Below are 22,269 nucleotides of genomic sequence, written 5' to 3'. Positions count from 1 at the left end.
GACATTAACTGCCGCCGATCAATTTTACCATGCCGGGGCTCAAAACCCCGGCATTGTCGTGACGGGGACGCCCATCCGCGTTAGGGTTAAGCACTGGTGATGATGGCGGCACTGCGCCATTGCTGCCAGAACGGGGAGGTCCAGGCGGGTCCAAGCCCCTGGTTTCGGAGTTCGGCCGATGCTCATCGAGAACGTCATGTATTTCGCGCTGGGCCTGCTGGTCGCGAGCCTGGTTGCACTGATCATGCTGCCGGCCGTGTGGAAGCGCGCGGTGCGGCTGACCAAGCGACGCATCGAGGCGGCGACGCCCATCACGCTGGCCGAGTTCCGCGCCGACAAGGATCAGCTGCGGGCCGAGTTTGCGCTGTCGACGCGGCGGCTGGAGATCAATGTCGAGACCTTGCGCAAGCGCTTGGCCGAGCAACTGGGCGACGTCAACCAGAAGCGCAACGAGCTGGTGCTGCTGAAGGCAGAGCGCGACAAGAACCTTGAAATCATCGCCGAACTGGAGAGCCGGGGCAGCGCCCTGCGCAGCCGCGTGACCGAGCTGGAGCGCGAAGCGACCGACCTGACGCAGCGGTTGCGGATGCGCGAGCGCGACCTGGCGCAGCGCGCCAGCGAGCGCGACACGCTGCCCAAGACCGGTCTGGTCGACGGCCATATGCTGACCGGCGATTACGAGCAGGATATCGAGCGACTGGGCGCCGCGCTGCTCATCGAGCAGAAGCGGGCGGGGTTTCTTGAAGATCAGGCCAAGAGCCTGGTCGACCGGCTCGAGACCACGGACCGGCGCAGCGCCGAAACCAACGCGGCCATCGCCCGCATGCGTGCGGCACTCGCCGAGCGCGATGACAGCAAGGCCAGCGACACCGATGGGCTGGTGGCGGCCGAAGCGCGCATGGCCAGTGCTGAAAACCGGCTCAATGCCATCCTGGCCGAGAGCCAGCAGGTCGTCGACAGGGCGACCGGGCGGGCCGAGCATCTGCTGGCCGACAAGCTGGCGCTGGAGGCCGAGGTTGAAACCCTGCGCAAGAAGGTGCTTGGCGTGGAATCGAGCATCATGGCCGATTGGGACAATGAACGGCTCGAAGAGGCCTATCTGCGCGAAAGACTCAACGATATAGCTGCCAGCGTCAGTCGGCTGGTCTATGCCGTCGACACCGACACCCCAGTGGCACCGAACCCCGAAGAGAGCCTGTTTGACCGGGTGCAGCGCTTTGCCGATGACGGGGAAAGCCGCGATGCCCTGCCGGCGGACCCCATGCCGATCAGTCGCCGCGGCTCGGTGTCCGATCGCATGGCGGCGCTGCGGGAAATCCAGGATCGCTAGGTCGAACGGCGTGCTGCTGGCCGTCTGCCGGGCGACAGGACCCTAGCGGATGCCGACGCTGCGGGTTAGCTCGCCGGTTTCCTGATTGAACAAAGCGAGCGTGGTGACGCCGTCGAGCGTATAGGTGACGTTGATGGCGCCTTCACTGACCAGGGCCGAGACCACCACGGCGCCGGCGGGCAGGGAAATGGCCTCGGCGATGGCTGGCGGGGGGGCATCGCGCATCACGCGATAGACAAGGGCGACGCCAATCGCCATAAAGCCCAGCAACAGGATGCCGATCGAGATACCGAACGAGCGGCGTGCCTTCCCCAGCATCGCGAGAGCCTCGGGCGTGAACGGTTCGTCCGCCTTTTGCTCGCTGGGCTCAGTTTCGTTAGGATTAGCCATGGCCGAAGATACCGCACTAGAGTTCGAGGGCGACGAGGTTGAAGTCGTGGTCGATGCCGAGATGGCCGGCGGGCGGCTCGACGCTGCACTGGCCAAGGCCTACAGCGTCCTCAGCCGCAGCCGGATCAAGGACCTTATCCTGACCGGCGCCGTCAGCATCGACGGCAAACCCGTCAGTGAGCCCAAATACCGGCTTAGCGCCGGCGAGACAATCATTCTTCTGGCCCCGCCCCCAGAAGATCCCGAGCCGCAGGCGGAGAATATCCCGCTCGATATCCTGTATGAGGATGACCAACTGATCGTGATCAACAAGCCGGTCGGCATGGTGGTGCATCCGGCTCCCGGCTCCCCCAATGGCACGCTGGTCAATGCGCTGATCTACCACTGCGGGGAAAGCCTGCAGGGTATTGGCGGGGTCAAGCGCCCCGGCATCGTGCACCGGCTGGATCGCGACACTTCCGGCGTCATGGTTGCCGCCAAGACCGAGCGGGCGCATCGGCACCTGTCGGCGCAGTTTGCCGATCACGGCCGCACTGGCCCGCTGCACCGGGCCTATATTGCCTTTGTGTGGGGGTCGACCGAGACGGCCAAGGGCAGCATCGACGCCCCGTTGGGGCGCGACCAGAACAACCGGCTGAAGCAGACCGTGCGCAAGGACGGCCGCGAAGCCATCACCCACTATATGGTGGAGGCGCGTTTTGGCGACGAGGGCTGGGATATTACCCGCATCCAGTGCCAGCTCGAGACCGGTCGCACGCATCAGATCCGCGTCCATATGGCTCATATCGGCCACCCGCTGGTCGCCGACAGCGTCTATGCGTCGGGCTATGCCACCAAGATCAACCGGCTACCACCGGAAGTCGCCGCGCCGATCCAGGCACTGGGCCGGCAGGCGCTGCATGCGGCCGAGCTGGGCTTCGAGCATCCGGTGACCAAGGAAGAAATGTCGTTCGAGGCGCCGCTGCCGCCCGACCTCGAAGCGCTGGAAGAGGCGCTGGGTGATTACAACAAGGCGTTTGCCCGCTAGATTGACCACATGGTGATGGCGCAATAGCGCCGACCATGCATTTGATTCAGATAAGGGGAGGTTTCCGGCGGCGGCGCCACTTGCGCAATGTTGATGCAACGTTCGCATCTTACAATCGCCAAACTGGTCTCCTATATATCCATCGTCGTCTGACGATGGTCTGGCCGGACGTCGATGGACTGATGCTATTCCGCCCGCGGCATGCGGGGGAAAACGAAAGGGGTGCAATGATGGCCCAAACGAATTTGCCAGTGCTTTCAGCCGAAGGCGGGCTCAGCCGCTATCTGCAGGAAATCCGGAAGTTCCCCATGCTGGAGCCGGATGAAGAGTTCATGCTGGCCAAGCGCTACAAGGAACATGAAGATCCAGGCGCCGCGCAGAAGCTGATCACCAGCCATCTGCGGCTGGTGGCCAAGATCGCCATGGGCTATCGCGGCTACGGCCTGCCGATCTCCGAAGTAATCTCGGAAGGCAATGTCGGCCTGATGCACGCGGTCAAGCGCTTCGAGCCCGACAAGGGCTTCCGGCTGGCCACCTATGCCATGTGGTGGATCCGGGCAGCGATCCAGGAATATGTGCTGCGCTCGTGGAGCCTGGTCAAGATCGGCACCACGGCCGCGCAGAAGCGGCTGTTCTTCAACTTGCGCAAGGTGAAGGGCCAGATCGCGGCTCTCGATGATGGCGCGCTGCATCCCGACCAGATCACGCAGATTGCCACCACGCTCAAGGTCACCGAGGCCGATGTGGTGTCGATGAATGCGCGTCTGTCCGGCGATGCGTCGCTCAATTCGCCGATGCGGGCCGATGAAGGCTCGTCGGAGTGGCAGGACTGGCTGGTCGACGACACGCCGAGCCAGGAAACCGCCTTGGGCGAAAGCGAAGAGTATTCCGAGCGCATGGGTCTGCTGACCACCGCCATGGATGTGCTCAATGAGCGCGAAAAGGCGATCTTCCATGCCCGCCGGCTGCAGGAGAACCCGTCGACGCTGGAAGAACTGGCCCAGCAATATGACGTGAGCCGCGAGCGCATTCGCCAGATTGAGGTGCGCGCCTTTGAAAAAGTGCAGGATGCCGTACGGGAAGCCGCCGGCGCGCACTGAGGGCGACGAGAGAACCTGAAAAGGCGGGCCGGTGGCCCGCCTTTTTCGTCGCGTCAGGGCGTAACGATCATACGCTGGATGTCGCGCTCCTGCGCATAGGTCGTCGCATCATAGGCCGGCTGGTCCTCAAGCTGGACCCGGTCGGCGTTGATGAACAGGTAGCGGTTGTCGCTGGTATCGGTCGAAAAGGTCAGGTTTTCATAGGCGACTGCTACGGGCTTGGCCCCGAGGCCGAGAAAGCCGCCGACATCGACGATGATCGCGTCAACACTCCCATCGGCATTTTCCAGCACCTGGGCAATGGTGCCGATCTGCTGGTCGCCAATGCCGTAGACGCCGATACCCAGCATCTGCTCGGTGCTCAGGCCCGCAGTATCGACCGTGGAAAACCCGGTGCGATCCACTACGGTGCCGGCAGCCTGGCGGCCGGGCTGATCGGTGGTCAGCGCGGGGTCGATTGCCGTGACATTGGGATTGCCATCGACCAGCTGTGCCTCTTCTTCGTCAGGAGTCAGGGCGGGTTCGCCGGTGGTCCGTTCGCTGTCGGCCCAGATGAAGGCGGGCGCAGCCGTCAGCGCCTCGACGGTCGTGGCCAATACCCAGCGATAGGTCCCGTCACTGGCCTGCTGCCACTGCAGTTCGGCGAAGTCCACCGCCACGTCCTTGGTGCCGATGCCCAGAAATCCGCCAACGCCAATGACGACTGCCGAAATGCCGATGCTGGGGGTAACGACCATGTCGACTATCTTGCCGATCTCAACGGCATCATCGGCACTTGAGGTATAGACGGTCTTGTCGAGCAGCTTGGTGACGAGGGTATCGGCACCGGTGACGACATAGCCGCGCGCGAGCACCGTGGGCGCGACAATGCCGGTGCGGGCGAGTTCGGAGCCCGGCGCGGGCGGGACGACGTCTTGCGCCCAGCTGGCAGGAGCCAGCAACAACAGGGAAAGCGTGCAAAGAGCGAGACGCATTGAGAAATCCTCCAACGGAACGCGTGAAAAGGGCCGGCTGCGCCGGCCCTTCATAGGGTGATCCGCGATGGATCGTCGGACCGGAAGACCGGTGAGCCGAGACTACATATCGGTGACGCGCTGCGCCGGATCGGTCGCATAGGTGTTTTCGTCGTATTCCGGCTGGGTCTCCAGCTGCTCGCGGGTGAAGTCGCTATAGATCACCAGGTCGCCGCTTTCATTGGCGGCAAACTCGAGATTGTCCAAGCTCACGGCAACGCGCTTCTGGCCGATGCCAAGGAAACCACCAAAGTCGACCACCATCGCATCGATCTGGCCATCGGCGGTCAACAGGATGTCATTGACCTGCGCAATGTCGTCGCCATCGGGGCCGATAACGGTTGCGCCGGTGAGGTTTTCGGCGGTGAGAGCTTCGGTCTCGACGGTTGCGTAACCTTCGCGCGGCATGCTCATGGGCAATGCAGCGCCGTCAGCAGGTGCGACGGCTGGGTCAGCCGGAGCCATGGCGGGGTCCGCCGGCGTCATAGCCGGATCTGCTGGGGCCATGCCATCGGTAGTGCCCATGGCGTCGACATCGGCAGGCTCATCTTCCATCCAGACGAAGTCCGGTGCGGCATTGAGGGCGTCGGCCGTGGTAGGCAGCACCCAGCGCTCAGTATTGTCGGCGGCGAGGGAGAACTCGAGCTCGGAGAAGTCCACGGCAACCGACTTTTCACCGATGCCGAGGAAGCCACCGACGCCGATGATCACCGCAGTGATTTCGCCGTTCTCGCTGAATACCAGATCGCTGACGTTGCCGATTTCCTCGGCGTCATCACCATTGCTGGAGAACACGGGCTGACCGATCAGGCGGGTTGCCAGATTGTCGGTATCGACAGCGCTATAGCCGGCCGAAAGGTCAAAGCCTGGCGACATGGTGTGGTCTGCGGCCATGGCGTCATCGGCATTCGTATCGGTGGTCACGCTGGTATCGGGCGCCGTGTCCACACCGGTCGGTGCGGCGTCAGTCCCAGGGGCTTCCGTGGTCGTCGCCGGGGCCATTGGATCGGTGGCAGGCGCTGCGTCCTGCGCCATGGCGCCAGTCGACATCAAGGCTGCGAGGGCCGTACTGGCCAGAAGGGTGCGGATCATAGTAAGCTCCGTATGTTCATTCTTGAAGTGAACGGGCCGTGCGGTGCAAAACTTGGCTGTGGCGCACCGTGCGGCCCATGATGCTGAAACAACGCATCGATACGCCGAGACGTTCCGAAGGAATTTTTCGGCGCCCTCGGATGTTTGACCGTGGGCTCTCTCATCAGATGCGTTATTGGCGCGCCGGGCGCAGGTTAATCGCTGAGGCGGGCGCTGGCGTGGTCGTAGCTGCGCATGGCGCGGTGCGGCATGCCGCCATCGATGAATTCGGGGCCGAAGGCGGCAAAGCCCAGCCGCTCGTAAAAGCCGAGCTTGTCGGACTGGGCGGTAAGGTAGAAGCGATCGCGCCCGGCCTGGCGTGCATGCGCCATGGCGGCGTGGATCATTGCCTTGGCGATGCCCTGGCCCCGAAAGGCCTGGCGCACGGCGACGCGGCCAATCTTGACATGTTCGGGCTTGTCGAGCAGGCGCAGAGTGCCGACCACTTCGCCCGCGGTGATGGCGACAAAGTGGGTGGCGGTCAGGTCGTCGGCGTCGTTTTCTTCGGCCTCGGGCACCTTCTGCTCCCAGACGAAGACCTCGCGGCGCAGGGCAAAGGCGGCATTGCAGAGGGTGGAGAAGGGCGGGACGATGAGGATGGTACTGGTCATGGCGCCAGGATAGCCGAGTGTGGCCCCGGTTGCCTAGCGGGCACCCAGGGTCCACTGCCGATGCACCAGCTGATGCACGAAGCTGAGCTTTTCTATCACCTGCGGCGTCAGGACGAAGGGATAGGCATCGGGATGGCCCATGGCACGGTTGAGATTGTTCAGCATGCTGGCCACAGGTACCCAGTTGTCGACGATGGTCTGGGCGTCGGGGGCGTTGTAGGGCACGAAGCCGGTCTGGATGGACAGGTCGGCCTCCTGGCCGTCAACGCGGGCATGGACGCCGAAGGCGGATGCCATCTCCACAGTGTCCACGATATGCAGATAATGGGCGAAGGTTTCGGCGAAATCCTCCCAGGGATGGGCGGTGGCGTAGCTGCTGATATAGCTTTGCGACCAGCCGGCGGGGGCGCCGTCGGCATAGTGGGCCTGCAGGGCCTGGGCATAGTCCACCGATTCATTGCCGAACAGCCGGCGGAATTCGGGGAGCGGGGCGCGGCCATCGATCAGCAGGTCCCAGTAATGGTGGCCGATCTCGTGGCGGAAATGGCCGAGCAGGGTGCGGTAGGGTTCGCCCATGCTGGTGCGGCGCGCCTCGCGCTCGGCGTCGTCGGCCTCGACCAAGGCAATGGTGATGATGCCGTTTTCGTGTCCGGTCAGCACCCGTTCATTGGCGATGGGCGTATCGGCCAGAAAGCGGAAGGAGAGGCCGTGGTCGGGATTGCTGTTGCGGGTCTGCAGGGGCAGGTCGAGCCGGAGCAAGGAGTAGAACAGGCGCTTCTTGGCGCGCTCGATCACCTGCCAGCGGGCCAGGTTGAGCGGGTCGCTGATATCGGGAATGGTGTCGTTGTGCCGGCAGGCGGCGCAGAACGTGTCGCCGCCGGGCACGGCACGGATCAGCCAGTTGCAGGCGCCATGCCGGGCATTCTGGCAGAATATGTAGGGCTCGTCGGGAAAGGTCGAGGAGGCCCAGGTGCCGGCCTGCTGGACCAGCGACACCAGGGCGTTCTTGTCGGAACGATAGCCCAGGGTATGACCGCAGCGCTCACAGCTGGCATTTTCGAAATAGACGGTGTTACCGCAGTGGTCGCAGGCAAATAGCTTCATCGGATCCTCGATACGTCACGGCAACAATGCACGAAGCATTGGCATGTTCCGCGACTGGGGAGTTCATCCCAGGATGTCTTGCGCGCCGACTATGCGCATATGATGATGCCCGCCATGGCGCGCAAGAGCGAAAACATCGACACCTACCTGGCCAGCCTGCCCGATGGCATCGCGGACATCTTTGCCGCTTTGCGGGAGCGCATTGCCAGCCTGGCGCCTGAGGCCGACGAGGTGATCAAGTATGGCATGCCGTGCTGGCAGCTTGCGGGTCGCCCGCTGATCTACGCCGCCGCGTGGAAGAACCATGTCGGGCTCTATCCGGTCTATCGCGGCGATGGCGATTTCGAGGCGGCGATCGGCCCCTATCGCGACAAGAAGGACACGGTGCTCTTGGTCTATAGCAAGCCGATCCCGCATGATATCATCGCGCAAATCGTGACGGCGCGCCGCGCCCAACTGGAAGCTGGATCGTGAGTATTGAATTTCTGATCACTACGCTGATTGTCGTGGTCTCGCCGGGGACCGGGGCGCTCTACACCATTGCAGCGGGATTGAGCCGGGGCAGCAGGGCCAGTGTCTGGGCGGCATTCGGCTGCACGCTGGGGATCATCCCGCATATGCTGGCGGCCATTACCGGGCTGGCGGCCATCCTGCACACCAGTGCCCTGGCCTTCGAGATCATCAAATATCTCGGCGTTGCCTATCTGCTCTATATGGCCTGGGCGACACTGCGCGATACCAGTTCGCTCAGCGTGGAGGCCGACAGCGCCGACAAGTCGGTGCGCAAGGTGCTGGTCGAAGCTGTGCTGATCAACATTCTCAATCCCAAGCTGTCGATCTTCTTTTTCGCTTTCCTGCCGCAGTTCGTGCCGGCCAGCGCGCCCCATGCGCTGCGCCAGATGCTCGAGCTCAGCGGCGTGTTCATGGTGATCAGCTTTGTCGTGTTCGCCATCTATGGGCTGTTTGCCGCGGCTATCCGTGGCCAGCTGGTGACGCGCCCGGCGATCATGGTGTGGATGCGGCGGACCTTCGCGGGGGTCTTCGTGCTGCTCAGTGCCCGGCTGGCGCTGATGGAGCGTTAGCCCATCGTGCTGGTTATGGCTTCGGCCACGTCGAGATAGGCGCGGCCTTCCTCGATCTGACCGAGCTGCAGCAGGTGCAGGCCGGTCGATACGCGCTCGATAAAGCCCCATTGCCAGATGGCTTCGCTCGGCACCTGGGTGCGCCGCGTCAGGTGGCGGACATGGCTGCGCGCGATATCGTGGGCGTGCCGGCCGGCAATGCCCTCGTGCCAGGCCCGCAGCAGCACGCCCAGATCATAGGCCGGCTCGATGGCGAGGCCATCGGGATCGATGAAACGGAACTGCAGCGGCTCGCTGTCGGGCAGGACCAGGACATTGGCCGGGTGCGGATCGCCATGCGCCAGCACGGCACTTTCCGGGCGATAGGCCGCGGCGCGATCCTGGCAATACATCAGCGCCAGGTCGATGACGGCCTGGGCGCAGGGCTGGCTGGCGCCGTAGCTGAGCGTGAGAATGGCCTGCGCCAGACTATTGGCCTTATCGGCGCCGGTGGGGCAGGGCAGGTCCGCGGGAGCGGGCATCCAGGCCCGCAGAAGGGTAGCGCACATGATGTCGATCTGCCGCTCATAGGGCAGTTCGAGCGTATCGAGACGCTCGCCCAGGCGCTCGAGCAGCATGGCATGGCGGTCGTGATCGTGGCGGAGCAATTTGACATAGCCGCGGCCGTCGGCGCGGCGCAGCACGTCGGCCTCGTGGCGGCCGACCAGCGTTCCGGGGGTGCCGAGCTTGAGGATGAAAATCTCACCGGTCTGGGTGGTGGCTTCGGCAACAAAGGCGGCGGTGCCGCCCGGAAGAGCGGGGCCGATGGTGAGGCCCCAGTCCCGTTCGAGACTTGCCAGCACGTCGTCCAGATCGGCCAGCCAGGCCAGGCCCGCCTCGCCTTCGGAAACGGCGCGGCGGCTGACCACATCGGGGACGGGAAAGCGGGCCGGTTCGCTCATGGTCAGACGCTGCCGACGGTCTTGAGACGGATGCGCGGATGCACCTCGTTCTGGCTCATGACCACGGTTTGCGGGCGGAAGCGCTCGATGATGGCGCGGACATGGGCGCGAATGCCGGGCGAGGTGATGAGGACCGGGATTTCGCCGGCCTGGGCGGCGCGTTCATAGGCGGTCTGGACCGCGCCGATGAACTGCTGCAGGCGCGATGGGGCCATGGCCAGATGGCGGTTGTCACCCTCGCCGACCATGGCTTCGGCAAAGTCGCGCTCCCACTGCGGCCCGAGCGTCAGCAGCGGCAGGTTGCCGTCGGGCCCCAGATTGGCGGCACAAAGCTGGCGCGCCAGGCGGCTGCGCACATGCTCGGCAATGGTCTGGACCGAGCGGCCATTGCCGGCGATCTCGGCGATGGCCTCGAGAATGGTGGAGAGATCGCGGATCGAGATGCGCTCGTTGAGCAGGGTCTGCAGCACGCGCTGTACGCCCGAGACGGTGATGAGGCCGGGCACGATGTCCTCGACCAGCTTCTGCTGCTCCTTGGGCAGGCCCGACAGCAGGGACTGCACATTGGCGTAGCTGAGCAGGTCGGCCACATTGGCCTTGAGCACCTCGGTGAGGTGGGTGGAGATCACGGTCGACGGATCGATGATGGAGAGGCCGCGCAGTTCGGCCTCGTCGCGCAAAGCCGGCTCGATCCAGGTGGCGGGCAGGCCGAAGGTCGGCTCTGTGGTGTGGTGACCCGGCAGGTCGATCTGGTTGCCATAGGGATCCATGACCATGAGCTGGTTGGCATAGATCTCGCCGGCGCCGGCTTCGACTTCCTTGATGCGGACCTTGTAGGCATTGGGCTCGAGCTGCATGTTGTCGAGAATGCGCACCGGCGGCATGACGAAGCCCAGTTCGGTCGCAAGCTGGCGGCGCAGCGCCTTGATCTGCTCGGTGAGGCGATCGGAGCCGTTTTCATCTTCCTTGACCAGGCTGAGCAGGCCATAGCCCAGTTCGAGCTTGAGCTCGTCGATCTTGAGGCTGTCGGTGATGGGCTGTTCCTGGCTTGGTCCGGCCGGGCCGCCCGGCTGGGCCGCCGCCTTGCTGACCGCGGCAAGGCTGGCATCGGCCGTGCGCTCGTCCTTGGAGCGGGCGGAGCGCCAGGCGACATAGCCGACAAAGCCGGCAATGGACAGAAACGGAATGATCGGCATGCCGGGCAGGAAGGCCAGCAGGGCCATGACTGCCGAGGACATGCCCAGGGCGCGGGGATAGCCGGTGAACTGGGCCGACAGCGCCTTGTCGGCGGAGCCGGTGACGCCGGACTTGGACACCAGGATACCGGCGGCAGTCGAAACGATCAGGGCGGGGATCTGGGAGACCAGGCCATCACCGATGGTTAGCAGGGTATAGACATTGCCGGCCTCCTGGATGGAGAGCCCCTCCTGCATCATGCCGATGAAGATGCCGGCGATGACGTTGATGAAGGTGATGATCAGACCGGCAATGGCATCGCCCCGCACGAACTTGCTGGCGCCGTCCATGTTACCGAAAAAGGCGCTTTCGCCTTCGAGCTCGGCGCGGCGCTTCTTGGCGGTATCCTCGTCGATGAGGCCGGAGCTGAGATCGGCATCAATTGCCATCTGCTTGCCGGGCATGGCGTCGAGGTTGAAGCGGGCGGCCACTTCGGCGATGCGGCCCGAACCCTTGGTGATGACGATGAAGTTGACCAGCACCAGGATGGCAAAGACCACGACGCCGATGACGAAATTGCCACGCATGACGAAATTGCCGAAGGCCTCGATCACGTGGCCGGCGGCGGCCGTGCCGGTATGGCCTTCGGCCAGGATCAGGCGGGTCGTGGCCAGGTTGAGGCCCAGCCGCAGCATGGTGGCAATCAGCAGCACAGTGGGGAAGGAGGAGAATTCGAGCGGCTTCTGGATGAAGAGCGCCGTCATCAGGATCATCACCGAAAAGACGATCGAGATGGCCAGCAGGCCGTCGAGCAGCAGCGGCGGGATCGGCACGATGAGGATGACGATGAGCCCCATGACGCCCATGGCCAGGGCGATGTCGCCCGAGCGCATGATGTCCAGCACCGAAGCGGCGGTCGGCAGCTTGAAAGGGGAATGCGCGCGGCCGGTGGGCAGGTCGGTCATCTAGGTCCTAAGCGACGGAGCGCCGTTCGCCGGGCTCGGGCACGGGGCTGCCCTCGTCGGCATATTGGTTGAGCTTGTTGCGCAGCGTCCGGATCGAGATGCCCAGGATCGTGGCGGCATGGGTACGGTTGCCCAGCGTATGATCGAGGGTATCGAGAATGAGGTCGCGCTCGACATCGGCCACGGTGCGGCCGACCAGGGCCGCCGACATGGTTTGTGCGGTCTGCGCCAGTTGCGATGACAGCGAACTGGCGGCGGCCACATCATTGAGACCCATGCCATCGGGCAGGACGATGGCATCGGGACCGATGACATCGCCTGAAGAGAGCAACACCGCGCGATGCAACGTGTTTTCCAGCTCACGGACATTTCCCGGCCAGGGGGCCTTGAGCAGGGCAGCACGAGCGTCAGGGGAGAGAACGCGCGGTGGCAGGCCATTGGCCTTGGCATATTTGTCGACAAAATGCTCGCTGAGCGCAGCGATGTCGCCGGGGCGATCGCGCAGGGGGGGCAGCTTGAGATTGACGACGTTGAGACGGAACAGCAGATCCTCGCGGAAGCTGCCTTCGCGGACAGCGTCGTTGAGATTGCGGTTGGAAGTGGCGAGGATACGGATGTCGACCGGGACGGGCTTGCCGCCGCCGACGCGGTCGATCAGGCGCTCCTGGATGGCGCGCAGCAGCTTGGACTGCAGGCGTACGTCCATTTCGCTGATTTCGTCGAGCAGCAGGGTACCGCCGGAGGCTTCCTCGAACTTGCCGATGCGTCGGGCAATAGCGCCGGTGAAGGCACCCTTTTCGTGTCCGAAAAGCTCGGATTCCAGCAAGGCCTCGGGAATGGCGGCGCAGTTGATCGAGATGAACGGCTTGTTGGCGCGCTTGCTGCGGGCATGGACGTATTTGGCGATGACTTCCTTGCCGGTGCCGCTTTCGCCGGTGATCAGGATGGAGGCATCGGAGCCGGCGATCTGGTCGGCCATCCGGACGACGCGTTCCATTGCGGGGTCGCGAAACAGAAATTCGGCGCTGTCGCGGGCCACGGCCGCAATGACCGCAGCGATCAGCTCGGCATCGGGCGGCAGGGGGATGTATTCCTTGGCGCCGGCGCGAATGGCATTGACGGCGGCGGCAGCATTGGCCTCGACGCCGCAGGCCACCACGGGAATGGCGATGCGCTCGGCCTCGAGCCCGGCAATGAGCCCGGCAATGTCCATGACCACATCGACCAGCAGCAGGTCGGCGCCGCGTCCGGCGCGCAGGGCGGCCAGGGCGATCTCGACCGAGGGGGCGTGCGCTACCTTGGCGCCGCCATTCATGGCCATCTTGGTGGCTTCACTGAGCTGGCCTTCGAGGGCCCCGATGATTAGCAGACGCATCCTGAGCTCCTCCTATTGCGGCTTGATGATTTCGGTCATGGTGACGCCGAGCTTGGACTCGACCAGCACGATTTCACCACGCGCCACGAGGCGCTCATTGATGAAGATTTCAACAGCCTCGCCGACCTGACGGTCCAGCTCGATGACGGTGCCGGTATCGAGCTTGAGCAGGTCGGAAACGGCCATCTTGGTGCGGCCGAGCACGACCGATATGCGCACGGGAACGTCGAAGACGGCCTCGAGATCGGCGGCGCTGCGCTCGACATAGGCCTCAGGGACGTCATCCTTGACCGCGGCCAGCATCTCTTCGAAGCTGATGGGTTCTTCGGTATCGGGGTCGGTTTCAGAAGCGCTCAATGGCCACTCTCCTGTGCAATGGGTTTGCCGGACTTGACGGCGAGATAGGCGGTGATCTTCTTGTCGATATCCTTGGAGACGGCGCCGATGTCGCGGACCAGACCGCCATCGACCCATTCCAGCTTGCCATCGCCGACGCGCTGATCGGGGTCACCCATCACCACGAGGCGACCGGAAAAGCCCGAAGTCTGCATATGCGCGGTGGCGATATCGCGGATGCCATCGGCAATCGAGGGATGGCAACGCACCACCAGATGGGGGACGCTGCCCAGGCTCTGCATGCATTCGCCGATCAGGCTGTCGAGTTCAGCCGTGGGAAAGCGGGCCAACAGGTGCAATGCAAGCTTGCGGCCAATCGCAGCTGCCAGGTTGATGGCCTCGCGCTGCGCCAGCGCGGTGGCATCATCCAGCGCCGCGGCCATGGCGGCGCTCTGGGTGGCCAGGGCGGCGGCGGCCGACGCCAGGGTTTGGGCGGCCATGGAGGTGGCGTTGCGCTCGCCGGCGGCCAGGCCCTCGGCATAGGCATCTTCGCGCGCCTGGGCAACGAGCTCGGCAACGAGCTCTTCGGGCACGGTCGGCTTGGGCGGCGCGGCCGGGGCCGTCCGGCTTTTCTCGCCCATGTCGAGATTGAAGGTGAACCGTGCGGGTTGAGCCACTTACGCCACCATCTGATCGTCGGACTTGGTCTTCATGATCATGATCTCGCCCTTGGCGGCGAGATCCTTGGCCGTGGAAACCATTCGGCCCTGGGCATCGTCGACATCCTTGAGGCGAACCGGGCCCATGGCCTCCATATCGTCCTTGAGCAGCTTGGCGGTGCGGCCGGACATGTTGTTGAAGAAGGTTTCCTTGATGGTCTCGTTGGCGCCCTTGAGCGCCATGGCCAGTTCCTTCTTGTCCATGCGCGCCAGCAGGGTCTGGATCGCCGAAGATTCGAGCTTGGCCAGATCCTCGAAGGTGAACATCAACGCCTTGATGCGTTCGGCATCGTCGCGGTTGTTCTCTTCGAGCGTGGTAATGAAGCGGGCCTCGGTCTGGCGATCGAAGGAGTTGAAGATCTCGGCCATCTGCTCGTGGCTGTCGCGGCGCTTGGAATGGTTGAGGGTCGACATGAATTCGGTGCGCAGGGTGGACTCGATCTTTTCGAGGATTTCCTTCTGCACCGGGTCGAGGCCCAGCATGCGGGTGACCACGTCCATGGCCAGTTCCTCGGGCAGCACGGCCAGCACCTGGCTGGCGTGATCGGTGGCGATCTTGGAGAGCACCACGGCAATGGTCTGGGGATATTCGTTCTTGAGGTAGGCGGCCAGCACATCGGCCTGCACATTGGACAGCTTCTCCCACATGTTGCGACCGGCCGGGCCGCGGATCTCTTCCATGATGGAATCGACCTTGTCCTGACTGAGGAAGCTCAGCAGCAGGCGCTCGGTGGAATCGGTATTGCCGGACAGCGAGCCATTGGAGGAAACGGCCGTGACGAATTCGATCATCAGGTCATCCAGCATTTCCTGGGTGATCGGACCAAGGCGCACCATGGCCCGGCTGAGCTGCTTGACCTCAAGCTCGTCAAGTTCGTCGAATATGGGCTTGCCGTAATCGGGGCCCAGGGCCAGCAGCAAGGCGGCAGCCTTTTCGTCGCCCTTGAGGACGCGCGTGGTGGTCGCGTCGCTGACCACCAGCTGGCTGGCGGCCTTGGCGGCATCGGTTGATGGCGTTTCGCCGGATTGGGATACGAGGGCCATGAGGGTTACGCCGCGCTACCAAGCCAGTCGCGCACGATCAGTGCGGCCTGCTTGGGGTTCTCTTCAACGAGGTCACCGACCATTTTGAGCGTCTGAAGCTGGGTTTCGCCCATCGACTTGGCATTGGCGACCCAGGCTGGGGTTTTGTCCTTGGACTCGTCGGACTGGGCGGTAATGAGCTGGCCATCAGCGCCAACCACGCCGTTATGGCCAACTTCGGCGGCCGAAGGCAGCGACAGCGGCTTGGTCTCGGGCGTCAGGACCTTCTTGAGCAACGGCCGCATGACGAAGAAGACCAGGGCCAGGGCGATCAGCAGGGTGACGGCCATCTCGGCGCCATTCATCAGGTCGTCGCGGGTGAAGTCGAGCAGGCCACCGGTACCGTCGGTGCCGGGCGGCGCCAGGGAGGGGCGCTCGGCAAACTGCATGTTGACCACTTCGACGCTGTCGCCGCGGGTGTCCGAGTAGCCGACGGCCGAGCGGACCAAAGTGAGAATCTGGGTCACTTCGTCGGCGCTGCGCGGGGCGTAGACCATATTGCCCGCGCCATCGTCGGTATAGGTGCCATCGACCACCACGGCCACCGACAGGCGCTTGATCTGGCCCGCTTCGGTCACGGCTGTCTGGGTGGTCTTGGAGATTTCGTAATTGGTCACTTCCTCGGTAGAGGTGCCCTGCTCGGAAGCGCCGCCGGTGCCGGCGCCCGAGGCACCCGGCAGCTCGTTGGCAACGGTGACCTGGCCATTGGCGCCGGCCGTGAGGTTTTCGGTTTCGCGCAACTGGCTGGACCGCACGACCTGTGATTCAGGATCGAAGGTTTCCTGGGTCGTGGTGGAGCGGTTGTAGTCGATCTCGGCGCTGACTTCGACGCGGGCGCGGCCGGGGCCGACAACATTGGCCAGCATGTCCTCGATGCGGGTGCGCATGAGGTTTTCGTAGCTCAAGGTCCGCTCGGTGGCCTCCCCGGACAGGGCGCCGTCTGCCTCGTCGCCGGAGCCGGAGGCCAGCAGGTTGCCCTGATCGTCGACGATGGAGACACGGCTGGGAGTGAGGCCCTCGATCGCGGAAGACACCATGTGCTGGATGGCGCGGATTTCACCGTTCGACAATTCGCCGCGCACCGACAGGACGATGGAGGCGGAAGGGTCGCTGCGCTCGCGCCGGAACAGCTCACGCTCGGGCAGGACCAGGTGCACGCGCGCCGTCTTGATGCGGGTCAGCGAGGTAATGGTGCGGGCCAGCTCGCCTTCGAGGGCGCGCACATTGTTGATGTTTTGCACAAAGCTGGTGGCGCCCAGGGTCGATTGCTGATCGAAGATCTCGTAGCCGACCTGGCCACGCTGCGGCAGGCCCGAACCGGCCAGCGTCATGCGCAGCGTTGTGATCTGCTCACGCGGCACCAGAATCGTGTCACCTTCACCGCGCAGCTCATAGGGCACGTTGAGAGTCTGCAGCTCGCTGATGATGGCCGAGGAGTCCTCGAGCGCGAGACCGGTATAGAGCGGCGCCAGATTGGGGGTTTGCGCGCGCATGATCAGGAAGGCGAAGAATCCCAGCATGAGCACAGCGACGGTCGCCATTGCTGCCAGGCGCGGCAGCCCGATGCGGGTCATCAACTGTGAGAAACTGTCCAAGCCGACACTCGATTCATACGGGGCCCATGCGACGCAAAGCGGCATGGCGATCGCTGGGCAAAAATTACCTACCTGGTGGTAAACAGAGTCTTAACGAATTGTTGCAGAATGCAAATTCCGGCAGATTGTGCCGGGCTAAGTGAATGAAGGGTTCCCGAATATGGTCAAAATTCTAGGTCGCGTGACGTCGATAAATGTGCGCAAGGCACTTTGGGTGCTCGACGAGCTGGGCATTGCCTATGAGCGGGAGGACTGGGGCCTGCCGCTGCGCGATCCGAAGGTGCCCGAGTTCCTGGTCCTCAATCCCAATGGACAGGTGCCCGTTCTGATCGAGGACGGGTTCGTGCTGTGGGAGAGCATCGCCATCTTGGGCTATCTCAACCAGACCCATGGAGGCGGCGCGCTGCTGCCGGCGGACGCCAGGGAGCAGGCCCTGGCCATGCAATGGGTGCTCTGGCAGAACAATGACATGGGCAGCCACTGGGGCTATCCGCTGCGGTCGATCATTCGCAAGGAAGCGGGCTTTGACGATGCCGACAAGCTGGCCCAGCAGATTGCCGCCTGGACAGGCAAGATGGACATCATCGAGGCGCATCTGGCCAAGAGCGGTCCGTTCGTGATCGGGTCGGCCTTCTCGCTGGCCGATATTGCCATCACGCTGGGCCTGCACCGCTGGTTTGCCATTCCGTTCGACCACGCGCCGATGCCGGCGGCCGAGGCCTACTACCAGGCCATGCTGCAGCGGCCCGCGGCCAAGGCATGGTTGACGGCGCAAACGCCATGACAGCAAAGCCCGCCCGGCGAACCGGGCGGGCTTTGATCACCTGAGCCAGGAGCCTTTCGGCTCAGCCTTCGCGATAGTGCTGGATCCAGGTCGTCCGCAATCCAGCAAGACCATGCTTGTCGATGGCCGCTTGCCAATTCAGAAATTCATCGACGCTGAGTGTATAACGGTCGCAGGCCTCTTCAAGGCTGAGCAATCCGCCGCGCACAGCAGCGACGACTTCGGCTTTTCGGCGAATGACCCACCGCCGCGTATTCGCGGGGGGAAGGTCTGCAATCGTGAGCGGACTTCCGTCCGGCCCGATAACGTACTTAACGCGAGGTCGCATCTGTACGGTCATTTTACTCTCTACTCAAACCTGACCATATGTTGAGTAGACTAGGGCAGTTGCCTTAAAATTCGACTAAGGCAAAGCTTACAACAGGTTAAGGCAAAGCCGTCGATTGATCATGCTGGCGTTGCGCCAAACGGATCGGGGTGCCAGCTGTAAAAACACCCTCAGGCGAGGCCTGAGGGTGCGGTCGCATCAACTGGTCGAAGGCGGGCTTCAGGCCTCGGTGTCGGGCGTCTCGGGGGTGACGGGCTTGGTCACGTCGGGAATGCGCACGTCCGTCACGTCGGTAATGGCGACCCGGCGGCTGCCGATGGTGAGGATTGGCACATTGCCGGTGAAATCCACGGCAGTGACGACGCCGATGGAGGCGGTGCTGACATTGACGGCCTTGCCATTGGCATCGTTGCCCTTGATGTCGATGGTATAGATGCCGTTGGGCTTGGCATTGCCATCGCTGCCGATGCCATCCCAGCGGAAGGTGCCGGGCCCGATATTGAGCGGGCCGTTCTGGGTGTAAACCACCTGCCCATTGGCGTCCTTGATAGTGACGGCGGCATTGGTGACGTTGGCAGCAGCACTGTAAGCCCAGAATACCGCGTCGCTGTCGGTCAGTTCGCCGGTCTTGCCCGAGGACGTGACTTCCTTGCCGATATAGGACACTGCGTCGGACTTGGCGGTGTTCTGGCCGGCCAGCATCAGCGTTTCGAGAAATTCATTGGTCTTGAGCTGCTGCTCGACGCCGGAAAACTGCACCAGCTGCTGGGTGAACTGGTTGGTGTCGAGCGGATCGAGCGGATTCTGGTTCTTCAGCTGGGTGGTCAGGATGCTGAGGAAGGTGTCGAAATTGTCGGCAATACCGGCGCGTGCCGCGGACGATGCCGACGCGTTGCTGGTACCCGATACATTGCTGACAGCCATTACAACTACTCCTTACGCGATGATGTTAACGCCGCTGGCCGTGAGGCTGGCGCGATAGAGATTGACCGTGGGTGGTGCTTCTTCGATGTCGTCAAGCCGGCCGCCATTGAGGCCGAACGGCTGGCCGGAATCGTCCCGCCCCTGCTGCTGGCCGCCACTGAAGGGGCTTTGTTTGAGCGAGAATTCCAGACTGGTCTTGCTGGCGTCGAGGCCGGCCTGCTGCAGCGCCCGTTCCAGGGCGCGCTGATCGCGCTGCATCAGGTCAAGCGTTTCGGATTTTTCCACCACCAGCCGGGCATTGATCTGGCCGGACTTGTCGATATCGAGCTTGACGTCGATGCGGCCCAGTTCGGGTGGATCGAGGCGCATCTGGAAGCGGGTATTGCCGTCATTGACCTGGCGGACCAGCTCGAAGGCCAGCTGCGGCAGGTTGAGCTGCTGCTGACTGGTCTGGTAGCCGGCCTGGATGACGCGCGGCGCCACGGCATCGGCGCGGGCAGCCTGGCTCGTATTCTGGCCGACGCCATGGCTGTCGTCGCGGATCTCGTTGACCGTGGCGGCGGCGGCCGCCGTGGCCTTGGTATCGGTGGGGACCTTGTCGCTGTCATCCCCGGGTTCGGCGTCCTGGCCGGTGGCGGCATCGCCGCCGGAGCCGGCCTTGGCATCGACGCTGAGCGCCGGGGCCGGTGTCGCGCTGTCTGCTGAATCGGGGGTCAGCGTGGGGGCAGTCCCGGCCTCGGCAGGTTTGCCGATCAGCGCGGTTTCGGTGAGGCTGAGGCTGGGCGTGCCGAGCGCCGGTCCGGTGACGCCGGAATCGGCCGCGGCGGGCGCTGCCAGCAATTTGGCCATGGCGGCCGCGAGGTCGGCATCAGCCGCGCTGTCGGCCTGCAGGTTGAGGCTGGCCAGAGCGCTGGCGCTATTACCTTCGCTCTTGAGCGCCTGCGCCAGTTTGGCCAGCTTGTCGCCAATGGACTGCAGCAGTTGGGCCGTATCGGGGGCGGTATCGGTTTTGGTGGGGATCGCCTTGCCACCGAACAGGGCGTGGGCCAGTGGCGCCATGCCCTGGGCGAGGCGCGACGTGGTGCTGGGATCGCCCTTCCCGGCCGCCTGGGTCATGCTGGCGAGATCGGCCAGCGATGGCGTGGCCAGGGCGGACAGGTCGATGTTGAGCTTGGCGCTCAGACCGTCCAGCGCGGTATCAATGCGCTTGAGCAGTTCGGGATCAACCGGCTCGCCGGCCTTCAGGCTCTGCTTGAGCGCCACCAGATCCTTGACCAGGCCGGCAAACATCGGCTTGGTGTCGATCGGGGTGGCAGTGGGCAGGGTGGCGTTGATGGCGGCGGCCACGGCCTCTGGGTCCTGCGGTTCGCTTTCTGCATCGCCCGACCCGGCGTCCCCAAGCACCAGGCCCGCCAGCTTGTTGAGCGCCGACTCCAGCTTGGAGCTAACCGTTGCCTTGCCATCGGCGCCGGGCTCGGTGCCGCCAAGCATGGCGGCAAAGGCACCCATGGCGCCGTTGTCGGCTTCGCCCGCCGGGGCGTTGAAGGCCCTTGTAGTGGATGCGCCCGACGGGGCTTTGGCGGTTACGGTCAGATGAGATGCCACGGTTTGGGCTCGCAGAAATGAGACTAGTCCGACCAGATCAATGCAAGCGCCTTGCCAGTTTGGTGATTTCGGCAAAACTCATTTTCCCGCAATAGCTTGGCTGGGTCGCCAGGGGGCAGCCTGACAATGCGAATATGGGCAGGCGGCAATAGTTGCCGGGCAAATGTTGCGGGCAGGCGACGAAAGCTGTATCTAGCGCCCACCAATTAATCCGCTGGCCCTTGAACCCAACCGGATACAGGACAGATATGAACTCGCTTGATATTGCCAAGCGCCCCGAGGACACGCGCGTTGTAGTCGCGATGTCGGGCGGCGTGGATTCCTCGGTTGTGGCCGGCCTGCTGGCCCGGCAGGGCTATGACGTCGTCGGCGTGACGCTGCAGCTTTATGATCATGGCGAGGCGACCCATCGCAAGGGCGCCTGCTGCGCCGGACAGGATATCCATGACGCGCGCCGGGTCGCCGCGACCCTGGGCATTCCCCATTACGTGCTCGACTATGAAGAGCGCTTCAAGCAGAGCGTCATCGCGCCCTTCGCCAATGCCTATCAGCAGGGTGAGACCCCGGTGCCGTGCATTGCCTGCAACCAGTCGGTCAAGTTCGTCGACCTGATGACGGTGGCGCGCGATCTGGGTGCCGACGTGCTGGCGACGGGGCATTATGTGCAGTCGCGGCAGGGGGAAGACGGGCGGCGGCAGTTGTTCCGTCCTGTCGATGCGGAGCGTGACCAGACCTATTTCCTGTTCGCCACCACCCAGGACCAGCTCGATTACCTGCGCTTTCCGCTCGGCGGCCTCAGCAAGGCGGCGGTGCGTGAAATGGCGCGCGAGATGGGGCTCGAGATCGCCGAAAAGCACGACAGCCAGGACATCTGCTTCGTGCCGCAGGGCAAGTATGCCGACATCATCCGCAAGATGCATCCCGAGGCCGTGGCCGGCGGCGACATCGTGCATCTGGATGGCCGCGTGCTGGGCCAGCATGCCGGGATCGTCAATTACACGATCGGCCAGCGCAAGGGCCTGGGCATTGCTGCGGCCGAACCGCTTTATGTGATCAAGCTCGACTACAAGAGCCGGCAGGTGATCGTGGGACCGCGCGAGGCGCTCAAGACCCATACGGTGCGGTTGCGCAATGTGAACTGGCTGGGCGGCACGCCGCTGGCCGAACTCAGCGCCGGCAATGGCGCGCCGGTCGAGGTCAAGATCCGCTCGACCACCGGGCCGCAGTCGGCGGTGATCCACAGCCGGGATGGCGATGTGTTCGTGACGCTGGTGAGCGGAGAATATGGCGTGTCGCCCGGACAGGCCTGCGTGTTCTACGCTGATGACACGGCCACCGCGGAAGTCTGGGGCGGCGGCTTTATCGCCGAGGCGGTGCCGCAGGTGTTTGCGGCGGCCTGAGGGTGATTATTGCGCTGGCGCCGGACTTGGCGCCGGCGACGTCGCTTCGGCATTGGCTTCGCGCAACTGCTGATAGGCATTGATGCCGCCCAGCGAGGTCGAGATGGCGATGACCACGATGAGGGCTCCAAGCACCAGAATGACGACGCGGCCGCGGTTGAGGGCGAAGGGGCTTGGCTTGGGGTCGTCCATGATGGCCTCGAACTGAGTCTGCAGATGCACGAGGTAACGCGTGCTGGAAGACCACTCA

The 22,269-nt window shown here is 63.9% G+C and carries 23 protein-coding genes; 7 read left to right on the top strand and 16 right to left on the bottom strand.

All coding sequences use genetic code 11. The features are described from left to right. Nucleotides 1-178 precede the first annotated feature (178 nt). Nucleotides 179-1,330 carry a hypothetical protein gene (locus AC4NN3_RS12200; protein WP_491927369.1) on the top strand — a complete coding sequence of 384 codons (1,152 nt, stop codon included), beginning with the start codon at nucleotides 179-181 and terminating at the stop codon, nucleotides 1,328-1,330. A 42-nt stretch (nucleotides 1,331-1,372) separates the two neighbouring features. On the opposite strand, the gene AC4NN3_RS12195 is transcribed toward AC4NN3_RS12200, so the two are convergent. Further along, complete coding sequence (locus AC4NN3_RS12195; RefSeq protein ID WP_491927368.1) at nucleotides 1,373-1,720, bottom strand: DUF6476 family protein; 348 nt, start codon at nucleotides 1,718-1,720, stop codon at nucleotides 1,373-1,375. Here AC4NN3_RS12195 and AC4NN3_RS12190 point away from each other — a divergent pair. After that, nucleotides 1,719-2,747, top strand: coding sequence for an RluA family pseudouridine synthase (locus AC4NN3_RS12190; RefSeq protein WP_491927367.1), 1,029 nt, complete (start codon nucleotides 1,719-1,721; stop codon nucleotides 2,745-2,747). The genes AC4NN3_RS12195 and AC4NN3_RS12190 overlap by 2 nt on opposite strands. Nucleotides 2,748-2,977: 230 nt before the next feature. Beyond that, nucleotides 2,978-3,847, top strand: a complete 870-nt coding sequence (rpoH, locus tag AC4NN3_RS12185) for an RNA polymerase sigma factor RpoH (protein WP_491927366.1) — start codon at nucleotides 2,978-2,980, stop codon at nucleotides 3,845-3,847. Nucleotides 3,848-3,900: 53 nt separating this feature from the next. Here the strand turns inward: rpoH and AC4NN3_RS12180 are convergent, their stop codons facing one another. The 4 genes from AC4NN3_RS12180 to AC4NN3_RS12165 all read right to left on the bottom strand — a co-directional run bounded on the left by AC4NN3_RS12180 (nucleotide 3,901) and on the right by AC4NN3_RS12165 (nucleotide 7,706). Then, nucleotides 3,901-4,821: a PRC-barrel domain-containing protein gene (locus tag AC4NN3_RS12180; protein ID WP_491927365.1), complete on the bottom strand. Its 921-nt coding sequence runs from the start codon at nucleotides 4,819-4,821 to the stop codon at nucleotides 3,901-3,903. A 102-nt stretch (nucleotides 4,822-4,923) separates the two neighbouring features. After that, nucleotides 4,924-5,952: a PRC-barrel domain-containing protein gene (locus AC4NN3_RS12175; RefSeq protein ID WP_491927364.1), complete on the bottom strand. Its 1,029-nt coding sequence runs from the start codon at nucleotides 5,950-5,952 to the stop codon at nucleotides 4,924-4,926. A gap of 194 nt (nucleotides 5,953-6,146) precedes the next feature. Next, nucleotides 6,147-6,602, bottom strand: a complete 456-nt coding sequence (locus tag AC4NN3_RS12170) for a GNAT family N-acetyltransferase (RefSeq protein ID WP_491927363.1) — start codon at nucleotides 6,600-6,602, stop codon at nucleotides 6,147-6,149. 33 nt (nucleotides 6,603-6,635) lie between these two features. Further along, complete coding sequence (locus tag AC4NN3_RS12165; RefSeq protein ID WP_491927362.1) at nucleotides 6,636-7,706, bottom strand: zinc-binding metallopeptidase family protein; 1,071 nt, start codon at nucleotides 7,704-7,706, stop codon at nucleotides 6,636-6,638. Between the two features lie 114 nt (nucleotides 7,707-7,820). On the opposite strand from AC4NN3_RS12165, the gene AC4NN3_RS12160 reads away from it, so the two are divergent. Then, nucleotides 7,821-8,180 (top strand): iron chaperone, encoded by a 360-nt coding sequence (locus AC4NN3_RS12160; protein ID WP_491927361.1) that lies wholly within the window; start codon nucleotides 7,821-7,823, stop codon nucleotides 8,178-8,180. Continuing rightward, on the top strand, nucleotides 8,177-8,788 hold the full coding sequence (locus AC4NN3_RS12155; RefSeq protein ID WP_491927360.1) for a LysE family translocator: 612 nt from the start codon (nucleotides 8,177-8,179) through the stop codon (nucleotides 8,786-8,788). The genes AC4NN3_RS12160 and AC4NN3_RS12155 overlap by 4 nt, the downstream gene beginning before the upstream one ends. Here the strand turns inward: AC4NN3_RS12155 and AC4NN3_RS12150 are convergent. Genes AC4NN3_RS12150 through fliF form a run of 7 tightly spaced genes read right to left on the bottom strand, consistent with a single transcriptional unit; the run spans nucleotide 8,785 to nucleotide 16,978 of the window. Then, nucleotides 8,785-9,729 (bottom strand): aminoglycoside phosphotransferase family protein, encoded by a 945-nt coding sequence (locus AC4NN3_RS12150; protein WP_491927359.1) that lies wholly within the window; start codon nucleotides 9,727-9,729, stop codon nucleotides 8,785-8,787. The genes AC4NN3_RS12155 and AC4NN3_RS12150 overlap by 4 nt on opposite strands. Nucleotides 9,730-9,731: 2 nt before the next feature. Beyond that, nucleotides 9,732-11,870 (bottom strand): flagellar biosynthesis protein FlhA, encoded by a 2,139-nt coding sequence (gene flhA, locus AC4NN3_RS12145; RefSeq protein WP_491927358.1) that lies wholly within the window; start codon nucleotides 11,868-11,870, stop codon nucleotides 9,732-9,734. Between the two features lie 7 nt (nucleotides 11,871-11,877). Then, nucleotides 11,878-13,245 carry a sigma-54-dependent transcriptional regulator FlbD gene (flbD, locus tag AC4NN3_RS12140; RefSeq protein ID WP_491927357.1) on the bottom strand — a complete coding sequence of 456 codons (1,368 nt, stop codon included), beginning with the start codon at nucleotides 13,243-13,245 and terminating at the stop codon, nucleotides 11,878-11,880. 12 nt (nucleotides 13,246-13,257) lie between these two features. After that, nucleotides 13,258-13,548: a flagellar motor switch protein FliN gene (fliN, locus tag AC4NN3_RS12135; protein WP_491927593.1), complete on the bottom strand. Its 291-nt coding sequence runs from the start codon at nucleotides 13,546-13,548 to the stop codon at nucleotides 13,258-13,260. 50 nt (nucleotides 13,549-13,598) lie between these two features. Beyond that, complete coding sequence (locus tag AC4NN3_RS12130) at nucleotides 13,599-14,258, bottom strand: FliH/SctL family protein (RefSeq protein ID WP_491927356.1); 660 nt, start codon at nucleotides 14,256-14,258, stop codon at nucleotides 13,599-13,601. Continuing rightward, nucleotides 14,259-15,344: a flagellar motor switch protein FliG gene (gene fliG / locus AC4NN3_RS12125; RefSeq protein ID WP_491927355.1), complete on the bottom strand. Its 1,086-nt coding sequence runs from the start codon at nucleotides 15,342-15,344 to the stop codon at nucleotides 14,259-14,261. A gap of 5 nt (nucleotides 15,345-15,349) precedes the next feature. Then, entirely contained in the window at nucleotides 15,350-16,978 is a 1,629-nt protein-coding gene (fliF, locus tag AC4NN3_RS12120) for a flagellar basal-body MS-ring/collar protein FliF (protein ID WP_491927354.1), read from the bottom strand. Nucleotides 16,979-17,138: 160 nt separating this feature from the next. On the opposite strand from fliF, the gene AC4NN3_RS12115 reads away from it, so the two are divergent. Further along, complete coding sequence (locus tag AC4NN3_RS12115; RefSeq protein ID WP_491927353.1) at nucleotides 17,139-17,762, top strand: glutathione S-transferase family protein; 624 nt, start codon at nucleotides 17,139-17,141, stop codon at nucleotides 17,760-17,762. Nucleotides 17,763-17,823: 61 nt separating this feature from the next. Here AC4NN3_RS12115 and sciP read toward each other — a convergent pair whose 3' ends face one another. The 3 genes from sciP to AC4NN3_RS12100 form a co-directional block, all read right to left on the bottom strand. Further along, entirely contained in the window at nucleotides 17,824-18,102 is a 279-nt protein-coding gene (gene sciP, locus AC4NN3_RS12110) for a CtrA inhibitor SciP (RefSeq protein ID WP_035102845.1), read from the bottom strand. A 207-nt stretch (nucleotides 18,103-18,309) separates the two neighbouring features. After that, a complete protein-coding gene (locus AC4NN3_RS12105; RefSeq protein ID WP_491927352.1) occupies nucleotides 18,310-19,014 on the bottom strand; it encodes a flagellar hook assembly protein FlgD in 705 nt (234 codons plus the stop codon). Between the two features lie 12 nt (nucleotides 19,015-19,026). Continuing rightward, the gene (locus AC4NN3_RS12100; protein ID WP_491927351.1) at nucleotides 19,027-20,619 is read right to left on the bottom strand and encodes a flagellar hook-length control protein FliK; all 1,593 of its coding nucleotides are present in this window, start codon (nucleotides 20,617-20,619) and stop codon (nucleotides 19,027-19,029) included. Nucleotides 20,620-20,867: 248 nt separating this feature from the next. Between AC4NN3_RS12100 and mnmA the strand changes: the two genes are divergently transcribed. Next, the gene (gene mnmA, locus AC4NN3_RS12095) at nucleotides 20,868-22,019 is read left to right on the top strand and encodes a tRNA 2-thiouridine(34) synthase MnmA (RefSeq protein WP_491927350.1); all 1,152 of its coding nucleotides are present in this window, start codon (nucleotides 20,868-20,870) and stop codon (nucleotides 22,017-22,019) included. A 6-nt stretch (nucleotides 22,020-22,025) separates the two neighbouring features. Here mnmA and AC4NN3_RS12090 read toward each other — a convergent pair whose 3' ends face one another. Then, complete coding sequence (locus tag AC4NN3_RS12090) at nucleotides 22,026-22,241, bottom strand: hypothetical protein (protein WP_491927349.1); 216 nt, start codon at nucleotides 22,239-22,241, stop codon at nucleotides 22,026-22,028. Nucleotides 22,242-22,269 lie beyond the last annotated feature (28 nt).

Source organism: Devosia sp. MDV22-iso42 (assembly GCF_058629155.1).
Note: the sequence above shows the minus strand (reverse complement) of the source record. Positions and strands in the feature narration are given on the sequence as shown.